The sequence below is a fragment of the Zhongshania aliphaticivorans genome, assembly GCF_902705855.1.
In the GTDB taxonomy this organism is placed as follows: domain Bacteria; phylum Pseudomonadota; class Gammaproteobacteria; order Pseudomonadales; family Spongiibacteraceae; genus Spongiibacter; species Spongiibacter aliphaticivorans_B.
Genome location: NZ_CACSIJ010000014.1, coordinates 248,601 through 264,984, shown reverse-complemented (window position 1 = coordinate 264,984; position 16,384 = coordinate 248,601). Strand labels below are relative to the sequence as shown.

General features: G+C 50.4%; 21 protein-coding genes and 1 tRNA gene. 8 read left to right on the top strand and 14 right to left on the bottom strand.

What is annotated here, in order from left to right; translation table 11 throughout:
- Nucleotides 1-66: 66 nt before the first annotated feature.
- Genes GVJ32_RS13295 through GVJ32_RS13280 form a run of 4 tightly spaced genes read right to left on the bottom strand, consistent with a single transcriptional unit; the run spans nt 67 to nt 1,831 of the window.
- Nucleotides 67-534, bottom strand: coding sequence for a tRNA (cytidine(34)-2'-O)-methyltransferase (locus GVJ32_RS13295; RefSeq protein ID WP_159240750.1), 468 nt, complete (start codon nt 532-534; stop codon nt 67-69).
- A gap of 54 nt (nt 535-588) precedes the next feature.
- Entirely contained in the window at nt 589-1,065 is a 477-nt protein-coding gene (secB, locus tag GVJ32_RS13290; RefSeq protein ID WP_159240585.1) for a protein-export chaperone SecB, read from the bottom strand.
- Between the two features lie 54 nt (nt 1,066-1,119).
- Nucleotides 1,120-1,374, bottom strand: a complete 255-nt coding sequence (gene grxC / locus GVJ32_RS13285; RefSeq protein ID WP_159240584.1) for a glutaredoxin 3 — start codon at nt 1,372-1,374, stop codon at nt 1,120-1,122.
- Nucleotides 1,375-1,420: 46 nt separating this feature from the next.
- Nucleotides 1,421-1,831 (bottom strand): rhodanese-like domain-containing protein, encoded by a 411-nt coding sequence (locus GVJ32_RS13280; RefSeq protein ID WP_159240583.1) that lies wholly within the window; start codon nt 1,829-1,831, stop codon nt 1,421-1,423.
- A gap of 156 nt (nt 1,832-1,987) precedes the next feature.
- Between GVJ32_RS13280 and gpmM the strand changes: the two genes are divergently transcribed.
- The 3 genes from gpmM (at nt 1,988) to GVJ32_RS13265 (ending at nt 6,119) form a co-directional block, all read left to right on the top strand.
- Nucleotides 1,988-3,544: a 2,3-bisphosphoglycerate-independent phosphoglycerate mutase gene (gene gpmM, locus GVJ32_RS13275; RefSeq protein WP_159240582.1), complete on the top strand. Its 1,557-nt coding sequence runs from the start codon at nt 1,988-1,990 to the stop codon at nt 3,542-3,544.
- Between the two features lie 13 nt (nt 3,545-3,557).
- Nucleotides 3,558-4,703, top strand: a complete 1,146-nt coding sequence (locus GVJ32_RS13270; RefSeq protein ID WP_159240581.1) for a murein hydrolase activator EnvC family protein — start codon at nt 3,558-3,560, stop codon at nt 4,701-4,703.
- Between the two features lie 69 nt (nt 4,704-4,772).
- Nucleotides 4,773-6,119 (top strand): S41 family peptidase, encoded by a 1,347-nt coding sequence (locus GVJ32_RS13265; protein ID WP_159240580.1) that lies wholly within the window; start codon nt 4,773-4,775, stop codon nt 6,117-6,119.
- 78 nt (nt 6,120-6,197) lie between these two features.
- Here the strand turns inward: GVJ32_RS13265 and hisF are convergent, their stop codons facing one another.
- From hisF to hisB, 4 genes are read right to left on the bottom strand one after another with little or no spacing between them, the layout of a single operon-like run.
- Nucleotides 6,198-6,974, bottom strand: a complete 777-nt coding sequence (gene hisF / locus GVJ32_RS13260; protein ID WP_159240579.1) for an imidazole glycerol phosphate synthase subunit HisF — start codon at nt 6,972-6,974, stop codon at nt 6,198-6,200.
- Between the two features lie 24 nt (nt 6,975-6,998).
- Nucleotides 6,999-7,733, bottom strand: coding sequence for a 1-(5-phosphoribosyl)-5-[(5-phosphoribosylamino)methylideneamino]imidazole-4-carboxamide isomerase (gene hisA, locus GVJ32_RS13255; RefSeq protein ID WP_159240578.1), 735 nt, complete (start codon nt 7,731-7,733; stop codon nt 6,999-7,001).
- 15 nt (nt 7,734-7,748) lie between these two features.
- Nucleotides 7,749-8,414 carry an imidazole glycerol phosphate synthase subunit HisH gene (gene hisH, locus GVJ32_RS13250; RefSeq protein ID WP_159240577.1) on the bottom strand — a complete coding sequence of 222 codons (666 nt, stop codon included), beginning with the start codon at nt 8,412-8,414 and terminating at the stop codon, nt 7,749-7,751.
- A gap of 11 nt (nt 8,415-8,425) precedes the next feature.
- Complete coding sequence (hisB, locus tag GVJ32_RS13245) at nt 8,426-9,019, bottom strand: imidazoleglycerol-phosphate dehydratase HisB (protein ID WP_159240576.1); 594 nt, start codon at nt 9,017-9,019, stop codon at nt 8,426-8,428.
- 81 nt (nt 9,020-9,100) lie between these two features.
- On the opposite strand from hisB, the gene GVJ32_RS13240 reads away from it, so the two are divergent.
- The 4 genes from GVJ32_RS13240 (at nt 9,101) to GVJ32_RS13225 (ending at nt 11,007) form a co-directional block, all read left to right on the top strand.
- Nucleotides 9,101-9,496: an acetyl-CoA sensor PanZ family protein gene (locus GVJ32_RS13240; RefSeq protein ID WP_159240575.1), complete on the top strand. Its 396-nt coding sequence runs from the start codon at nt 9,101-9,103 to the stop codon at nt 9,494-9,496.
- A complete protein-coding gene (gene mutY / locus GVJ32_RS13235) occupies nt 9,496-10,578 on the top strand; it encodes an A/G-specific adenine glycosylase (RefSeq protein ID WP_159240574.1) in 1,083 nt (360 codons plus the stop codon). Before GVJ32_RS13240 ends, mutY begins: the two co-directional genes overlap by 1 nt.
- Nucleotides 10,575-10,847, top strand: a complete 273-nt coding sequence (locus tag GVJ32_RS13230) for an oxidative damage protection protein (RefSeq protein ID WP_159240573.1) — start codon at nt 10,575-10,577, stop codon at nt 10,845-10,847. Before mutY ends, GVJ32_RS13230 begins: the two co-directional genes overlap by 4 nt.
- Nucleotides 10,848-10,931: 84 nt before the next feature.
- A tRNA-Phe gene (locus tag GVJ32_RS13225) sits at nt 10,932-11,007 on the top strand.
- Nucleotides 11,008-11,080: 73 nt separating this feature from the next.
- Here the strand turns inward: GVJ32_RS13225 and GVJ32_RS13220 are convergent.
- Together GVJ32_RS13220 and GVJ32_RS13215 are read right to left on the bottom strand one after the other, a co-directional pair.
- Nucleotides 11,081-12,307, bottom strand: coding sequence for an ABC transporter permease (locus tag GVJ32_RS13220; protein WP_159240572.1), 1,227 nt, complete (start codon nt 12,305-12,307; stop codon nt 11,081-11,083).
- On the bottom strand, nt 12,307-12,975 hold the full coding sequence (locus GVJ32_RS13215; RefSeq protein WP_159240571.1) for an ABC transporter ATP-binding protein: 669 nt from the start codon (nt 12,973-12,975) through the stop codon (nt 12,307-12,309). Before GVJ32_RS13215 ends, GVJ32_RS13220 begins: the two co-directional genes overlap by 1 nt.
- Nucleotides 12,976-13,129: 154 nt before the next feature.
- Between GVJ32_RS13215 and GVJ32_RS13210 the strand changes: the two genes are divergently transcribed.
- A complete protein-coding gene (locus GVJ32_RS13210) occupies nt 13,130-13,711 on the top strand; it encodes a DUF3299 domain-containing protein (RefSeq protein WP_235035133.1) in 582 nt (193 codons plus the stop codon).
- On the opposite strand, the gene GVJ32_RS13205 is transcribed toward GVJ32_RS13210, so the two are convergent.
- From GVJ32_RS13205 to GVJ32_RS13190, 4 genes are all read right to left on the bottom strand, one after another.
- Nucleotides 13,696-14,742: a CobW family GTP-binding protein gene (locus tag GVJ32_RS13205; RefSeq protein WP_159240570.1), complete on the bottom strand. Its 1,047-nt coding sequence runs from the start codon at nt 14,740-14,742 to the stop codon at nt 13,696-13,698. The genes GVJ32_RS13210 and GVJ32_RS13205 overlap by 16 nt on opposite strands.
- 79 nt (nt 14,743-14,821) lie before the next feature.
- A complete protein-coding gene (gene hisI, locus GVJ32_RS13200) occupies nt 14,822-15,253 on the bottom strand; it encodes a phosphoribosyl-AMP cyclohydrolase (protein ID WP_159240569.1) in 432 nt (143 codons plus the stop codon).
- Complete coding sequence (locus GVJ32_RS13195) at nt 15,250-15,978, bottom strand: class I SAM-dependent methyltransferase (protein WP_159240568.1); 729 nt, start codon at nt 15,976-15,978, stop codon at nt 15,250-15,252. Before GVJ32_RS13195 ends, hisI begins: the two co-directional genes overlap by 4 nt.
- Nucleotides 15,968-16,381, bottom strand: coding sequence for a MerC domain-containing protein (locus tag GVJ32_RS13190; protein WP_159240567.1), 414 nt, complete (start codon nt 16,379-16,381; stop codon nt 15,968-15,970). Before GVJ32_RS13190 ends, GVJ32_RS13195 begins: the two co-directional genes overlap by 11 nt.
- Between the last annotated feature and the right edge of the window lie 3 nt (nt 16,382-16,384).

Here is a 16,384-nt window from a genome sequence, read left to right as displayed (position 1 = left end):
AAAACGCTGCATTTGCGTCTCCCATCTCCCGTCTAGCGTTCCTCACTAAAACACGAGGGCTAAACTTTAAATAACTGCCCCCAAAAAACTCACCTGCCGCCACGCCTCATAGCTCACCAGCGCAACGGTATTCGACAAATTCAAACTGCGGGAGCTGCCGATCATCGGGACTTTCAAACAGTGCTCAACGCCCAATTCATCGCGAATATATTGTGGTAAGCCTGCGGTTTCAGAGCCAAACAGCAGCACGTCATCTGCTTTGAAATCGGCATCTGCGTAGTTACGACTACCCTTCGTCGTAAGGGCAAAAATACGCCGGCCAGCCATTTCCTTTAGAAAGCTTTCATAATCTGCATGGCGAGTCACTCGCGCTAAATCTGCATAATCTAAGCCTGCACGCCGCAACTTTTTTTCTTCAAGGTCAAAACCCAGCGGCTCAATTAAATGCAGATGGCAGCCATTATTCGCAACCAAGCGAATAATGTTACCGGTATTGGGAGCAATACGCGGTTCATGTAGGGCGATATGGAACATGGGAAATCGGTGCGTTGGGCTTATCAATACAACAAACCCAACGCTACCATCAACTCAGTGAGTTGTTGGTTCAGCAGCTGCTTGCTGCTCAGCCTGCTGCTGCGCCTGACGATACAGCGCTTCAAAATTGACAGGCTGCAATGCCAGTGCGGGGAAGCCGCCTTTCACAACTAAAGAATCTACCGCTTCACGCAAATACGGGAACAGCATATTCGGACAGGCTATACCCAGAAGCTGACGCAACTGCTCGCCTTCTACGCCTTCCGCTAGGAACAAACCACCTTGGTGAATTTCTACCAAGAATGCGGTCTCGTCATCTTCTAGCTTAGCGGTGATGGTCACTGTAAGAATAACTTCGAAATTATTCTCTGCCACAGGGTTGCTGCGAGTATTCAAATCAACCTGTATCTTTGGCTTCCAGGTTTTTGTGAAGATTAACGGCGCGCTTGGTGATTCAAACGACGCGTCTTTAATGTAAATACGCTGCAAGGCAAATTTAGCTTGAGCGGGTGCTGCTGCTTGTTCTGACATTATTGTGTATTCCTAATTCTGGGCATTAACAAACAATATGGGCGCCATCGTTAATTACAAGGCGAGCATTCCATCAAGGTGAGCGCGACGCTCAAGGTCCATCAACTCATCACAGCCACCAACATGAGTATCACCTACCCAAATTTGCGGCACCGTCCGCTGACCGGTACGAGCTAATAAATCACTGCGAAGATCATTGCGGCCATCGACCGGAATCTCTTCAAAGTCTACGCCTTTACTACTCAGTAGCTGCTTGGCGCGGACACAATAAGGGCAGAATCGTGTTGTGTAGATTGTTACTTTCGCCATTATCACTCCTCCCCGATTACACTATCTTTTTTTGCATATAGGCCGATTATTTAACCAGCGGCATCTGCATTGCCTGCCACTCGGCAATACCGCCCTTCAAACGGTGGACCTGCGTATAGCCTTTAGCACCAAGCTTTTTGCCCGCAGCACTCGCGTGCTGACCAAGCTTACACACCAACACTATCGGCTTATCTTTGTCGGCAAGACCGTCAACTTCTTTATCTAATTTAGCAAATGGCACATTCACTGAATCGAGAATATGGCCTTTGCCGAATTCGCCTTTATCACGTAAATCCACTACCACAGCGCCCTGCTGATTCAACAAACTCACCATCTGTTGAGGCGTAATTGACTTACCTGCGCGCCGCGACTCATGGAAACTCAACAATAAAAGGCAGGAAATTAATGCCGAAATAAGTATCCATTGCTCAGCCACAAAAGGGATTAATTTTTCCATGAAAACTCTCTTTATACGTCGCGGTGAACACAATTCGCGAAAAAAGCGAGAGTATACACTGCCACTGTGCATTTCTCACCCTTCCCTGCATAGCCTCGTTGTGTCGAAAAAGTTACAATGTCGAGCTAATTCCAGCCGATTTAAAGTGGTTCTATTATGGCCGACACGCAAACCAAAAAACCCGTTGTATTAGTTATACTTGACGGCTTTGGCTACCGCGAAGACCCCAAAGACAACGCTATTTTCCATGCAGTAACGCCCAATTGGGACGCCCTGTGGGAGAAGTCACCGCACACCCTCATTTCTGGCTCCGGACTGGATGTCGGTTTACCCGACGGTCAAATGGGTAACTCTGAAGTCGGCCATATGAGCCTTGGCGCCGGCCGCATTGTGTACCAAAGTATTACGCGCATCGACAAAGACATTGCCGATGGTGATTTTTTCACCAACCCGACGTATACCAATGCTATAGACAAGGCCACTAATGCAGGCAAGGCCGTACACATTCTTGGTTTGCTTTCTAGCGGCGGCGTACACAGCCACGAAAACCACATTCTTGCCATGATGGAACTTGCCGCTAAACGCGGTGCAGAGCAGATTTATGTCCACGCATTTTTAGATGGCCGCGACACACCGCCGCGCAGCGCGCAAAACTCTCTGGAAAAGATTGATCAGAAATTTGCTGAACTTGGCCGTGGTCGCACCGCCTCGATCATTGGCCGCTATTACGCTATGGACAGAGACAATCGCTGGGATCGAGTAGAAAAGGCCTATAACTTACTCACCCAATCCACTGCCGACTACCGTTACGATTCGGCAAGCGAGGCACTAGCTGCCGCCTACGCCCGCGATGAAAATGATGAATTTGTAAATGCGTCCGTCATTCAAGCGGCCGGCCAAGCCGATGGCAGTGTCAAAAACGGCGACAGCGTGATTTTCATGAACTTCCGCGCCGACCGCGCCCGAGAAATCACCCGCGCCTTTGTCGATAAAGACTTCGACGGTTTCCAACGCAAGGCTACTCCCGCGTTGGCTGAGTTTGTGATGACCACCGAGTACGCTGACAGCATTAAAGCAGCCGTCGCCTACCCGCCAGAAAAAATGCACAACAGCTTGGGCGAAGTACTGGAGAAATGCGGCAAAACTCAGCTGCGTATTGCCGAAACCGAAAAGTACGCCCACGTCACCTTTTTCTTTAGCGGTGGCCGCGAAGCACTTTATGTCGGCGAAGACCGAGAGCTTATATCCTCCCCCGACGTAGCCACCTACGACTTACAACCAGAAATGAGCGCACCGGAAGTCACCGACAAATTAGTGGCCGCCATTCGCAATGGCAAATACGACGCGATTATTTGCAACTACGCCAATGGCGATATGGTGGGCCACACAGGTGTTTTCTCTGCCGCAGTGAAAGCCGTTGAAGCACTAGATGCCTGTATAAAACGCGTCACCGATGCGGTAATAGAAATGGATGGCCACTGCCTGATCACCGCCGACCATGGCAACTGCGAGCAAATGGTCGACTACGACGCCGGCCAAGCCCACACCCAGCACACCACAGAGCTGGTGCCACTGGTCTACGTTGGCGGCAAGCTCGGCGCACTGCAAGAATCCGGCGGCAAGCTGGCTGATATTGCCCCAACCATGTTGGCGCTGATGGCCGTTGACCAACCCGCTGAGATGACCGGCATTAATTTATTGCGCGAAGCCTGAGACGGTTATTAAAGTGCTGCTGCGCGCTGCCAGTCTTCGCAAACTATGTTGGGTTTTATTGCTGCTGACAAGCACTGCGGTGAGCGCCAACAACGAAAAGACCCAGCGTGAACTCAATACACTGAATGAAAAAATCGGCTCGTTAAAAAAGTCGATTAGCAAACAACAAAATGACCGTAGCAGCACCGCCAAAGCGCTACGTAACATCGAGAAAGATATTGGCGAGCTAGCAGCAAAACTTCATCGCACTAGCAAAAAGCGCGACGAGCAGCAGCGCAAGTTAGCCGAGTTAGAAACACGCCAGCAGCAGCTACGTAAAAAACAACAAAACCAAAAAAACCTTATTGCGGAGCACGTTCGCAACGCCTACACACTGGGCAAAGAAAGTCAGTTAAAAATGCTGCTGAATCAGGAGCAGCCGGAAAAGCTCAGCCGCACACTGACCTACTTTGACTACTTTAACCGCGCCCGCAGCGAAGAGCTTAGCAAGTACCGTGACACACTCACTGAATTAGATACTTTAAAGCCTGCCATCGAAGCTGAAGCCGAAGCCTTGGCGGAAACCAGTTCAGAATTGCAGCGCCAGCAACAAACACTGTTCCAACAAAAGCAGCAACGCGCCAATACGCTCGCGGGTATAGATCGCGATATCGTCACTAAAACCAGCTCGCTTAACACCCTAGACAAGGAACGTAAAAGCCTAGAAAGCGTCCTACAGGCGGTCGAGCGTGAAATCACCAATATCGCCATTCCAGCAAGCTACAAGCCCTTTAACGCCATGCGCGGAAAAATGCCTTGGCCGGTCAGAGGCAAGCTCCTCAATCGTTACGGCTCACCTAGGCAAGGCAGCGCAGTAACATGGCAAGGTATTCAAATTGCCGGCAACGAAGGTGACTCGGTAATCTCTATTCACAATGGTCGCGTAGTATTTGCTGACTGGTTGCGCGGTGCAGGCCTACTTATTATTGTCGATCACGGCGGCGGTTACCTCAGCTTGTACGCACATAACCAAAGCCTACTGCGCACCGAAGGTGACTGGGTTAAAGGCGGCGAAGCAGTCGCCACCGTTGGTAATAGTGGCGGGCAGCGCCAAGCCGGACTTTATTTTGAAATTCGTTACAAAGGTCGCCCCACAGACCCCCGTAGATGGTGTCAGTAAGGGCGAAGTAATCGCCGATAAAGCAAGATACAATAACTCTCAATTGAAGTTGCACCAGGAATTTACGTCATGCCAAATATGCTTCGCCTCACTCTAACCGCCATTACGGTTGCCCTATTGGCCGCCCCAATAAGCTCAATGGCCGAAGAAGATGATGTCGCTACGCAAGAGGTCACCGCAGCACAGGGCCAGCTACCGCTGCAGGCATTAAGAAATTTTGCCGACGTGTTTAATCAAATCCGTCTTAGTTATGTAGAAGAAGTAGACGACAAAACCCTTCTAGAAAATGCCATTCGCGGTATGCTAAGCGGCCTAGATCCACATTCAGACTATCTAGACGCCAGCTCTTTTGAAGACTTACAAAACCATACCACCGGCGAATTTGGCGGTTTGGGCATTGAAGTCGGCATGGAAAATGGCTTTATTAAAGTCGTTACGCCCATCGACGACACGCCCGCTGAACGCGCCGGCATCCAAACCGGCGACCTTATTATTCAAATCGATAATAAACCAATAAAAGGTCTTAACCTCCAAGAAGCGGTCACCTTAATGCGCGGGCCCGCCGGCAGTAAAATTGTACTAACAATACTCCGCAGCGGCATTAGCGCACCATTTGAAATACCGCTAAAGCGTGACGTTATTACCGTAGCCAGCGTGCGTAGCGAAGTGCTTGAACCCGGCTACGGCTATATTCGTATTTCCCAATTCCAAAGCCGCACCGGCCAAGATTTGAAAAAGGAACTCAACAAACTCAAGGCGGGGCGCGATGAATTAAGAGGCCTAGTCTTAGATTTGCGGAATAACCCCGGCGGCTTACTGCAGGCTTCAGTACAGGTCGTCAACGAGTTCATTAATGACGGTCTTATTGTCTATACCGAAGGACGACTCCCAAACGCCTATAGCCGATTCATGGCTAGCGCCAAAAGCCCTGCCGATGCTACCCCGATGGTGGTATTAATTAATGGCGGCTCTGCCTCCGCATCTGAAATCGTTGCCGGCGCCCTGCAAGATCACCGCCGCGCCGTCATTATCGGCACCCGCAGCTTTGGTAAAGGCTCGGTGCAAACCGTGCTTCCGCTCTCAGAAGAAAGCGCTATTAAACTAACTACCGCACGTTACTTTACCCCCAGTGGCAGATCGATTCAGGCCCAAGGTATAGAGCCAGACATTATTGTTGAAAGAGCACGTATTGAAGCACTGGCGGCAGGCATTGAAATCACCGAAGCGGATTTGGCCGGCCACCTCGGTCGCGGCGACGGTAAAGAAAGCACTAGCGTAAGTCGCAAAGCCGAGAAAGGCGGACGCGAAGATATAGCTGGTGGCGACAATCAATTATATGAAGCGCTAAACCTACTCAAAGGCATGTACATCATGTCTACACCCAAAACAGCGATTATTGAAACTGCTATTCAGTAATTGCTGCTCCAGCATTATTCCAGACACAAAAAAGCGGGCAAACCCAAGCCCGCTTTTTTGTGTCTGCTAAAGTATAAATTATAAACGTACTTCAATCCCGTGGGCTGCCATATAAGCCTTGGCTTCTGGCACGGTGTATTCCGCAAAGTGAAAAATACTTGCCGCCAACACGGCGTCGGCCAAGCCTTCTTTAATACCCGCCACCATATGATCGAGATTACCCACCCCACCAGAGGCAATAACCGGCACCGGCACGGCTTCAGAAATAGCACGGGTCAACGCCAAATCATAACCAGCTTTAGTGCCGTCACCATCCATGCTGGTAAGTAGAACTTCACCCGCGCCGTTCTCAACCATTTTTATCGCCCACTCCACCGCATTAATACCGGTTGGCTTGCGACCACCGTGGGTGAATATTTCCCAACGGGGACGACCGTCGGCCTCATCGGCAACACGCTTGGCATCAATGGCAATCACAATGCACTGTGATCCAAAACGGTCTGCGGCTTCTTTAACAAAATCGGGCCGGTGAATTGCTGCCGAGTTAATGCCGACCTTATCGGCACCGGCATTAAGCATGGTGCGAATATCTTTAATCTCGCGAATACCGCCGCCAACTGTTAGCGGAATAAACACCTCTGCCGCGATTTGCTCAACGGTGTGAACAGTCGTCTCACGACCTTCGTGAGTCGCCGTAATATCTAAAAAGGTGATTTCGTCGGCGCCCTGTTCGTTGTAGCGCTTGGCAATCTCTACCGGATCACCGGCGTCGCGAATACCAACAAAATTAACACCTTTTACAACACGACCTTTGTCCACATCTAAGCAGGGAATAATGCGTTTAGCCAAAGCCATAGTGGTTTCTCGTCCTATCCGCTGTTAACGGTTGTCGTCGCAGTAACGCTGCGCTTCGGCTAAATCGAGTTCGCCTTCGTAAATCGCACGCCCAGTGATTGCACCCAAAATACCGGCATCCGCAACTGCGTTAAGCGCCCGAATATCGTCCATATTGGTCACACCACCAGAGGCAATTACCGGCAGACCAGAAGCCTTCGCCATTGCCACGGTCGCATCAATATTAACGCCCTGCATCATGCCGTCACGACTAATATCGGTGTATACAATCGAACTCACGCCATCTTGCTCAAAACGCTTAGCCAGCTCTGTAGCCACTAAATTAGACACTTCGGCCCAACCGTCTGTAGCAACCAAACCATCTTTGGCGTCTAAGCCGACGATGACCGAACCAGGGAACGCCTTGCAGGCCTCAGCCACAAACTTAGGATCTTTAACGGCTTTAGTACCGATAATCACATAGTTCACGCCAGCATCTAAATACTGCTCGATGGTATGCAATGAGCGAATACCGCCGCCAATTTGAATCGGCAAATCTGGGTAGGCCTTAGCAATAGCGGTTACCGCTTCGCCATTCACGGGCTTGCCTTCAAAGGCACCATTGAGATCAACCAAATGCAGGCGACGACCACCCGCAGTAACCCAGCGTGCAGCCATTTCTACGGGATCATTGCCGTATACCGTAGAGTCGCCCATTTCGCCTTGACGCAGACGCACACATTGGCCGTCTTTTAAATCTATTGCGGGGATAATCAACATAGTGAAACCTTAATATTAGTCAGTCACTGGGAAAAAGGCCGCGGGGCGATCCCAGTTCAAAAAATTGCTTAGCAGGCGCAGGCCCATATCACCGCTTTTTTCAGGGTGAAACTGCACGGCAAACACATTGTCGCAGGCCAGTGCCGCGTGTACTTGCACGCCGTAGTCGCAGCTACCCGCCACAAATTCCGGTGCATCAACGTAGTAGCTGTGCACAAAATAGAATCGGCTGGCATCGGGAATACCGGCCCACAACGGGTGATCAATGGCTTGAATAACATTGTTCCAACCCATGTGCGGGACTTTAAGACGCCCGCCCGCAGCATCGCGCAGATCACTACCAAAGAATTTAACCGCGCCTGGCAGTACATCTAAACATTCAACGCCGCCATTCTCCTCGCTGCTTTCCAGCAAAGCCTGCATACCAAGACAAATGCCGAGCAGTGGCTTTTGCGCCGCTACTTCCTGAATGACTTCATCTAAACCACGAGATTTAAGCTCAGCCATGCAATCGCGAATCGCGCCCACACCGGGAAAAATCACCCGATCCGCGCTCAAAATTGTGTCGGGGCAATCGGTGACCATGACCTTAACGCCATCGCCAACCTTCTCGAGAGCGCTGGCCACCGAGTGCAAATTACCCATGCCGTAATCTATTACGGCAACGGAAGACTTACTCATATTGAAAAACCCTAGAGACTACCCTTGGTAGAAGGCGTAATGCCCGCCATGCGCTCGTCGGCCTGCAAGGCCATACGCAGTGCGCGACCAAATGCTTTAAACACCGTTTCAGCTTGGTGATGGGTGTTTTTACCGCGCAAATTATCGATGTGCAGAGTCACTTTGGCGTGATTCACAAAGCCGTGAAAAAACTCAGAGAACAAATCCACGTCAAAACCACCCACGCTGCCGCGAGTATAAGGCACGTGATATTCCAGACCAGCACGACCAGAGAAGTCGATTACCACCCGCGACAAAGCCTCGTCCAACGGCACATAAGCGTGACCGTAGCGAGTAATACCTTTCTTATCGCCAACCGCCTCAGCGAATGCCTGGCCCATGGTGATGCCAATGTCTTCAACGGTGTGATGCGCGTCAATGTGTAAATCACCCTTGGCGTGCACTACCAAATCAATCAGGCCGTGACGGGCAATCTGATCCATCATATGATCTAGGAAGGGAACCCCAGTATCAAAATGAGACGTACCCGTGCCATCCAGGTTCACTGTCACGGTAATTTGGGTTTCTAGGGTGTTACGGCTGATCGTAGCTTTGCGCTCGTTCATCGACGCCTCATCGGTTATTTGCTTACAATAGCGTATTATAAAAAATCCCAACCCGTATTACACCAAGCAGAAACGTCATAAATGCCTGTATACGCAGAAATTATCACCCAGCCAGACCCACAGGACGCTGCGGACCTCGAAATACTGTACCCAAACGACAGTGTAAAACTGCTGGCGTCTGCCAATTCTGGCAAACTAATTATCTACGGCGGCCGCTTTAATGGCCGAATTCTGTCTGCTTTTACCCTCACTCCCATCTACGGCGGCGACTACCAGATAGCGCAATTATCCGTACGTGAAGTCACTCGACGTAGAGGCGTAGCGCGGCAGCTCATCATCCAAGCGATGAAGCAGCTACCCGACGACCTGCAATCTATCTCCGCCGATTTGCGTGGCGCGCCAGAACTCATCAACCTGTTCGCAGAACTAGGCTTTAGCGCCAATAATCGCCTCTGGTGCTGGCAGCGCAATACTTAATGAAATCAAGCAGTAAGCACACCTTCAGCCAACAGTTGCTGGCATGGTTCGACGTCGCCGGCCGCAAAGATCTGCCGTGGCAACAAGACATCACGCCATATCGGGTGTGGGTATCTGAAATTATGCTTCAGCAGACCCAAGTCACCACCGTCATCGACTACTACCAACGATTTATGGCGCGGTTTCCCACTGTACAGAACCTTGCCGACGCACCAACTGATGACGTGCTCGCGCTGTGGACGGGTCTTGGCTACTACGCCCGCGCCAGAAACCTCCATAAAGCCGCAAAACTGGTCTGCGATGAATTTGGCGGGGAATTCCCCCACGACCACGAACTACTCCAGCAACTCCCCGGCGTAGGTCGCTCAACCGCTGCCGCAATATACTCCATCGCCTGTAATGGTCGCGCCCCCATACTCGACGGCAATGTAAAACGGGTACTCACGCGCTATGCCGCCATTGACGGCTGGCCAGCGCTAAAACACGTCGAAAGCCAATTATGGGATTTGGCCGAAGAGCTAACTCCTGATAAGCGAGTCGCCGACTACACTCAAGCCATTATGGATCTCGGTGCCACGCTCTGTACCCGCAGCAAACCCCAATGCCCAAGCTGCCCAGTCCAAAATAACTGCCAGAGCTTCGCCAGTAACACTCAAACCAACTACCCCAGCAAAAAACCGAAGAAACAAATACCGACTCGACAAGTTCACATGCTGATAATTGAAAATAATCGCGGCGAAATTTTACTCGAACAGCGCCCCGACAGCGGTATATGGGGCGGTCTGTGGAGCTTCCCCGAAGCTGCCAACGCAGACGAACTCGATCACTATATCGACCAAAACCTCAGCACTAACAGTAGCAAACAACACTGGCCGCTTATGCGACATACCTTTAGCCACTTCCACCTAGACATCACGCCAGTGCACATTCACCTGCACGGCGAAATCACCACAATCATGGAAGCCAAGCCACAGCTTTGGTATAAGGGACACCCTGAACAACAAGTCGGCCTTGCCGCGCCAGTTAAAAAACTGCTCGACGCTGTATTCAGCTCAGATTTATTAAGAGAAGCCCCACTATGACCCGCACCGTATTCTGCAAAAAATTTCAGCAAGAACTCGACGGCCTAGACAAGCCGCCGTACCCAGGCCCAAAAGGCCAAGACATCTTCGAAAACGTCTCTAAAAAAGCCTGGGAAGAATGGCACGCCCACCAAACTATGCTTATAAATGAAAAACACCTAAGCATGATGGACCCCGCCTCTCGGAAATTCCTGCAAGCTGAAATGGAAAAGTTTCTATCCGGTGAAGACTACGAAAAAGCCGAGGGTTACGTACCCCCCAGCGAATAACTCTCTTATTTCAGGGGCTTGACTCATTGTTTCGGAACAGGTTTAATACGCGCCTTCTGAGAAGCAGCCAAAGCTCTCAAATATGCCCAGATAGCTCAGTCGGTAGAGCAGAGGATTGAAAATCCTCGTGTCGGCGGTTCGATTCCGTCTCTGGGCACCATTAATTTTCTTTTTAAAATCAATAGCTTACCTAAAACTCCATTGCCAGCAATCACCATCCAATAGGCTTGATCCTATCCCGACGCCTTTCGATACGCACTTATCCCCGGTATTACGCTCACCAGTAGTGTGCTGACAATGATCACACCCATATAAAACGCCAGCTGGGGTGTAAGTAACTTGCCATCAATAAACAAGCTGTAACGCTCGGCAAGGACGTTGCCGGCCACCGTAATACATGAAATGAGGAGCAAATTTGCTACGAGAATGCCGCCAAGGCTAATCAGCAGCGCCTCGGCCTGAATCAGCGCAAAGACAAACAGGGGCGGCGCGCCAATAGCGCGCATAACGGCTATCTCGCCCTGACGCTCTTTGATAGACGCCAGCAACATGGCGGCAAGACCTAGCAAAGAGGCAAGCAGCACTAAGGCCGCAATCAAACGCAGGGTATTTTCCATCGCCGACATCATCTGCCAAAGCTGGCTTAGGGTCACGCCGGGAAGAATGGCTTGCAGGGCTTCGCTGTCGTAGGTGTTAATTTGTCGCTGCAAACGAAAGGTGGCCAGCTTGGATTTAAGTCCAACCATAAACGCGGTTATAGACTCCGGTGTCAGGTCTTCTTCGTCGTGCCCATGATCTGCACCGGGTATTTTTACACCGTTTTGCCAGCCGCTGTGGATGGCTTCAATCGCCTGAAGACTAACATGCAAGGTCTGATCTACTGGCGTACCGGTAGCTTGAAGAATGCCCGCAACCCGAAAAGGTTTGTCCTTGTGTTGGCTGAAGCTGGTACTCCCCAAACCGTGTGCCAGCACCAGCTCGTCGCCAATCTGATAACCCAGTGATCGAGCAACTTCACTGCCAAGAACCAGCTCATAGAGCTGGGAAAAAGGCTTGCCCTCCGCCAGCACCAAGGGTCGGTTTTGACCAAAGCGAAAGTGATTAAAATAATCCGCCGTCGTTCCCATGACCCGGTAACCTTTGTGAGAGTCGCCAAGGGCAACGGGGATTGTCCACGCAACGTTTGGGTCTGCGGCAATGTGCTGATAACTTTGCCAAGAAATATTATTACTGGCGTGACCCAAACGAAAAACTGAATACAGCAGTAAATTAATATCGCCGGTGCGCGCCCCAACAATCAAATCAATACCAGACACGGTATTGTTAAAACTGCTTTTAGCTTGTTGGCGAATTTGCTCTACACCCAGCAATACGAACACACTGACTGTAATAGCGAGAAACGTCAGCAATACTGAACCTTTGCGACTGCGCAGACTTGCCAGGGCTAAACGTAAAAACATTAGTTAACCCTTCCAGCCTGATTGATGTCCTGCAAAGACTCCACGCGACTCATGCCATTCGACAAACTAAGATCGTGGCTGACAAATATCAACGCGGTATTATTTTCCGCCAATTGTTCACCCAGCAAGGCCATGAAGAGATCGCGATTTTTAGCATCGAGAGCGGAGGTTGGCTCATCGACGATAAGCAGCTCCGGTTGATTAATCAGTGCGCGGGCAATGGCCACCCGCTGCTGCTGCCCAATACTGAGTTCAGCCGCCGGCTTGCGATGTAATTTTTCGTCCAGCCCCAAGCTTGTCAATAAAGCCGTTGCAGCCGCATCGACATCACCCTTGCCGCCAAAGTGGGCGGCGAGACGAATATTATCTCGGCCACTCAAATAGGGAACTAAGTTGAACTGCTGAAAGACAAAGCCAATATGGCGAGCCCGCCACTTGTCCCGTTGGCCACTGCGCAAAGCCTGCAAGGGCTGCCCCAACATCGTAATACCGCCGCCGCTGGGAACAAGAAGACCGGCTAACAATTTAAGAAACGTAGACTTACCCGCACCAGAGGGACCGTGAAGAAAAACCTGTTCGCCCGCGCTCAAGCACCATTGCGGAATATCTAGCACCACCTTACTGTCGCCAGGGTAGTGAAAACGGAGGTCTTTAATGCTGAGTAGCACGAGCCGATTTCCTATTGATGTGGTTGTTGGCGATATAACGTATCATATTTAAAGTCGCGATGATTGTTTTCAAGCCAATTGCGTATTTCGTCAAGCTGACTTGGCAAAATAAGCCTAGCAAGCCCTGCGACCAATTATGTAAAAGGAGCCCATTTTGGCACTCGTTTCTTTACGTTCAATTCCTACTTATGCTCTGGTCGCACTGCTGCTTGTATTGACTAGCACGGCCTTCGCTCAGGGTAATTACCAGACGGTAGAATGGACAGACCTTATACCCAAAGATGATCTGGAAGCTTTTTTAAATCCACCAGATTCTATCAATGAAATTAAAGATGGCTCAGACGCAGATAAGATTGCCAGCCAAATCAAAGCCGCATTGGATGCGCCAGGCGACGACCCCTATCAGCAAGCCTTGGTTTCCACCAAGGTTATTGCCGAGTTCGACGGCAAAGCCATTCGTATTCCCGGATTTATCGTACCACTGGAGTTTGGTGTAGATCGGCACCATATAACCAAATTCTTTTTAGTTCCGTATTTTGGCGCCTGCATTCATGTACCACCGCCACCCCCGAATCAAATTGTGTATGCTGAGTTTAAAAAGGGCTTCAAACTATCATCACTGTACGACCCATTTTGGTTATACGGCACCATCAAAACCACAATCGTCGAGAACGATACTGCGACAGCGGCCTACTCCATCGAAGTAGACTCCATTAGGCCCTACACAGAGGAATAGGGCTTACTTAATACACAATCAAATAAGGCTGTTTCTAAGAGCGCAAGCACCTCTGGGTCTGTACTAATGCATTCGATTCGGCTGTCCAGACAATCGTCAAGCTCGAACTCCGTCAATACCCCGTCGGCCTTGTTGTAGGCCGTAATGCCTTGCGCTGTGACGAAGACGCCTTTGATACGCTCGGCATCGACACCCACTAACAAACCATAAAGTTTAGCCGCATCAAAAACCCACTCTGGGGAGAAGACCCAACCACGACTGAAGAAACCCTCGCCTTGGTTGTCGATACAAAGAAAACCTTCATCCGGCAATGTTATCGGCGGGAAGTCTTCCACGACCGGTTGTTCGCCTGAATCCGAATTATGATGATGGTGATACTCCTGCTGGTGCTCATGGGCCGGCGCCGCCAGCCACTCAATATCAAGTTCGCCTTGGCTCACTTGAAAAACAGATTTGCTACTCAAGCCCACCTGATTATTGCCAAAACGCGTCTCCAAAAAATCTAGCAGCGCAGGGAAATCCTCAACCTCATATTGATCCGCCTTGTTCGCCACAATCACATCGGCAATCGCCATTTGCTGATTATATATCGCGTGCTCGGTATAGCGCGGTATAGTAATTTTTCGGGCATCCACTAAGGTGATAGTCGCTTGTAAATCTAGCACCACTTTATAGTGCTCAGCAGATAGCACCGCCAGCACCTCTTGAGGATGACCAAGACCAGTGGGTTCGATTAACAATCGATGTGGCTTGGCGTGAGTCAGTAAACGGTTCAATGCAATCTGCATGGGTAAACCGGCGGCGCAGCACATACACCCTCCCGGTACTTCTCTAATAAATACCCCAGAAACTTCGCTTTCTTTACCGCTGATTAAACTGCCGTCGATACCCACCTCGCCAAACTCATTGACGAGCACCGCCCAACGTTCATGATCTGGCTTTTGCTTTAAAAGATGCAGGATGGCCGTCGACTTTCCAACACCAAGAAAGCCGGTGATAACATTGGTGGGAATAGCGCTCAGTGTCGACATTTACAAACATCCTTGGTGTGCATTGCAAAAAATAGTAGCTCGAATTTTATAAGGCTAATCGCAACACGAAAGCAAGTTTCTAACATTGTTTCTTTGGCGCGGAGTGAGTGACTTTTACGCTGCGGGTGTTTGCATCCACCTGCAAGTAAAAACAGCTAGGTCTGCCGGTATGGCAGGCAGAACCGCGCTGTTCAACGTCGCACAGCAAGGTATCGCCATCACAATCAATCCGCATGGTTTTCAGACGCTGGTAATGGCCACTCGTTTCTCCTTTTCGCCACAACTGAGCGCGTGAGCGAGACCAATACGTCATATCGCCGCTTTGGAGCGTTTGCTCTAAGGCATCCCGATTCATCCACGCCAGCATAAGCACCTCGCGACTGTGGTGATCCTGAGCAATGACCGGAACCAGCCCATTACACGCAAAACGCACATTATCCAATACCTCAGGCAGCGCCAGCCGATCACCGCGCAGGCAATCTTCAAAGGCAAGAAAACCTGTATTGATCATAGTGTTTCCGCCGTCGGCGCTGCCAAGCAATGAGCTTTTTTGCTATACCATGCATGTATCAGCCCAGACTGAAAGAATACTGTGGGCATCTCGAATCCACCCGATTCAATAATGCGGCTAAGCTCTGCCTCAGGTAAAACAGCCACGTCATTGCGATATGCGGCGTGCATTTTTTCGATGTCTTCCTTACTCAGACCACTGGCCTTCATCACACGAAACCACACCTTCATAAGCGCCAAATCAGCAGGCGAATCCAAATCGGCAGACAGGTCTGAGCTCACCAAGATACCGCCGGGTAAGAGCCGCTTAGCTATGCTCTCAAAAAATTGGATGCGAGCGGTTTTATCCAACAAAAACTGAGATACCAGTAAGGCCGTAGCCGCATCAAAAGCACCGGCCGGTTCGAGCGACTCAAGATAGCCACAATGAAGAGTGCAACGCTCAGCCAAACCCAACTCTTCAAGTCGCCGAGCACAAACTGCCAACATGGCTTCCGAAGGGTCTACAGCAGTAAAAGTCCAAGACGGAAACCTTTGCGCCAACTGAATCAATTCAGCCCCAGTGCCTGCACCTACACATAGAATATTGGCATTTTCAGGCAGCTCGACGAAGATGGCCTCCATTAACAAATGGATGGTATCGCGGATGGGTGCCATTCTTTCCCACTGTTTATCGTATGTCGCTGCAGCTTTATTAAAGAGTGCTGCTATTTCATTATTTTGCATTTTGCTGCCCCTCACAGTCGCACTTTTGTTGTCGGCACAATGTATGGTTTTTAATATGACCAAAGGCAATCAGCGACGCACCTATAAGCGATACGATTTTCTCGCCGCGTTCATCAAACCACTCATGACCAAATAGCGCCGCCACGGTGAGAATAGCCAGCCCAGGTAAGCCCATCACCAAAACGCTGATATTGCGATGGCGCCGGCAGCCCATACTCAAGGCAATTACGCTGGTGGGTAATACCGCTATTAACATCCACAGGTGAAAACGCTCACCTCCAAACGAACTGGCAGCCAGCGTTGGCAAGACCGCCAAAGCGACCGGAAGCAGTAAGCAATGCACAGCGCACAACAGAGACAGACCGATGGCGGCCTTGTCGATATGGGTAGATAAAGGTGTCACGTT